Annotated in this window: 2 tRNA genes and 1 rRNA gene (2 of these 3 cut by a window edge); all 3 read left to right on the forward strand. The window is 51.5% G+C overall.

Annotated elements, in window-relative coordinates:
* A 23S ribosomal RNA gene (locus DWZ61_RS11330) occupies nt 1–2,253 on the forward strand; it begins 721 nt to the left of the window's first position.
* A gap of 92 nt (nt 2,254–2,345) precedes the next feature.
* Nucleotides 2,346–2,419 (forward strand) — tRNA-Asp (locus tag DWZ61_RS11335).
* Nucleotides 2,420–2,440: 21 nt separating this feature from the next.
* A tRNA-OTHER gene (locus DWZ61_RS19935) sits at nt 2,441–2,507 on the forward strand (it continues 60 nt past the right edge of the window).

The raw sequence follows: 2,507 nt of genomic DNA on the forward strand, positions 1-2,507 counted from the left end.
AGGTTAAGCACTTAAGGTGCGGAGCCGAAGGGATACCAAGTCTTAACAGGGCGTTAAGTCAGTGTACGTAGACCCGAAACCGGGTGATCTACCCATGTCCAGGCTGAAGTTGCCGTAAAAGGCAATGGAGGGCCGAACGCACATCCGTTGAAAAGGGTGGCGATGAGGTGTGGGTAGGGGAGAAATTCCAATCGAACCCGGAGATAGCTGGTTCTCCTCGAAATAGCTTTAGGGCTAGCCTCGTGTTAACCTTGTGGAGGTAGAGCACTGAATATCCTAGGGGGCGTCAAAGTCTACCGAAGATTATCAAACTCCGAATGCCATAGAGGTGATGCACGGGAGTCAGACTGCACGAGATAAGTTGGGTGGTCAAAAGGGAAAGAGCCCAGACCTACAGCTAAGGTCCCAAAGTGCGTGTTAAGTGGAAAAGGATGTGGGATTTCGAAGACAACTAGGATGTTGGCTCAGAAGCAGCCATACATTCAAAGAGTGCGTAATAGCTCACTAGTCGAGAGGTCCTGCGCCGAAAATGTCCGGGGCTGAAACACGACACCGAAGCTTAGGACTCCTTTTAGGAGTGGTAGAGGAGCATTGTTAGCGCAGCGAAGCTGTACCGATAAGGAGCAGTGGAGTGCTAAGAAGAGAGAATGCCGGAATGAGTAGCGAGAGGAAGGTGAGAATCCTTCCGGCCGAATATCCAAGGTTTCCAGAGTAAAGCTGATCTGCTCTGGGTAAGTCGGGGCCTAAGGCGAGGTCGAAAGACGTAGTCGATGGATAACAGGTGGAGATTCCTGTACTATGTGTACCCAGAACTGTGGGGACGCATGTGGAGAGCATGAGCCGGGAAAGAGAAAACCGGTACAAGCGGGGTAGGAGTAAGGACAGCAAATCTTCCTTACAATCCGAAGACGTGATGTGGACCGAACCAAAGTAGGGAAGCATGTGAGCCATGTGCCAAGAAAAGCCGCTATAGTGATACACATACCCGTACCGTAAACCGACACAGGTGGATGAGGAGAGAATCCTAAGGCCGACGGAAGAAGCATTGTTAAGGAACTCGGCAAAATGACCCCGTAACTTCGGGAGAAGGGGTGCCCTGTGAAAGCAGGGCCGCAGAGAATAGGCTCAAGCAACTGTTTAGCAAAAACACAGGTCTATGCGAAACCGAAAGGTGAGGTATATGGGCTGACGCCTGCCCGGTGCTGGAAGGTTAAGAGGAGAAGTCAGGCAACGAAGCTTCGAATTTAAGCCCCAGTAAACGGCGGCCGTAACTATAACGGTCCTAAGGTAGCGAAATTCCTTGTCGGGTAAGTTCCGACCCGCACGAAAGGCGTAATGATTTGAGCACTGTCTCGACAATGCATCCGGTGAAATTGAAGTACCAGTGAAGATGCTGGTTACCTGCGCCAGGACGGAAAGACCCCATGGAGCTTTACTCCAGCTTGATACTGGGATTCGATACTGTATGTACAGGATAGGTGGGAGACGTTGAGCATAGAACGCCAGTTTTATGTGAGTCGCTGTTGGGATACCACCCTTGCAGTATTGGATTTCTAACCTGCACCCATGACCTGGGTGGGGGACAATGTCTGGCGGGGAGTTTGACTGGGGCGGTCGCCTCCGAAAGGGTATCGGAGGCGCTCAAAGGTTCCCTCAGAATGGTTGGAAACCATTCGAAGAGTGCAAAGGCAGAAGGGAGCTTGACTGTGACACCGACGGGTGGAACAGGTACGAAAGTAGGACTTAGTGATCCGGTGGTATAAAGTGGGATTGCCATCGCTCAACGGATAAAAGCTACCCTGGGGATAACAGGCTTATCACTCCCAAGAGTTCACATCGACGGAGTGGTTTGGCACCTCGATGTCGGCTCATCGCATCCTGGGGCTGTAGCAGGTCCCAAGGGTTGGGCTGTTCGCCCATTAAAGCGGTACGCGAGCTGGGTTCAGAACGTCGTGAGACAGTTCGGTCCCTATCCGGCGCAGGCGGAGGATATTTGAGAGGAGCTGTCCTTAGTACGAGAGGACCGGGATGGACGGACCACTGGTGTATCTGTTGGCTATCGGAGCCATGGCAGAGTAGCCAAGTCCGGCAGGGATAAACGCTGAAGGCATCTAAGCGTGAAGCCCCCCTCAAGATGAGATATCCCTCAGAAATGAGTAAGACCCCTTGAAGACTACGAGGTAGATAGGAATGAGGTGTAAGCACAGCAATGTGTTCAGCTGACATTTACTAATCGGTCGAGGGCTTGACCAAAGGTTTTGGATAGGAAAAGGATGTAAGTTAAGGTATAAGAGATAGAGTTTCAGTGTTCGGTTTTGAAGGTACAAATTGTTATCTTCAGGAATGGCCCAGTGGCTCAGTTGGTTAGAGCGTCGCCCTGTCACGGCGAAGGTCGTCGGTTCGAGTCCGATCTGGGTCGTTAAAGGATTTTAATCCTTGTGGGGTCTTAGCTCAGCTGGGAGAGCATCTGCCTTACAAGCAGAGGGTCATAGGTTCGAGCCCTATAG

Origin of the sequence: Clostridium sp. AF34-10BH (genome assembly GCF_003478095.1) — a bacterium.
GTDB classification, from domain to species: Bacteria; Bacillota; Clostridia; order Lachnospirales; family Lachnospiraceae; genus Acetatifactor; species Acetatifactor acetigignens.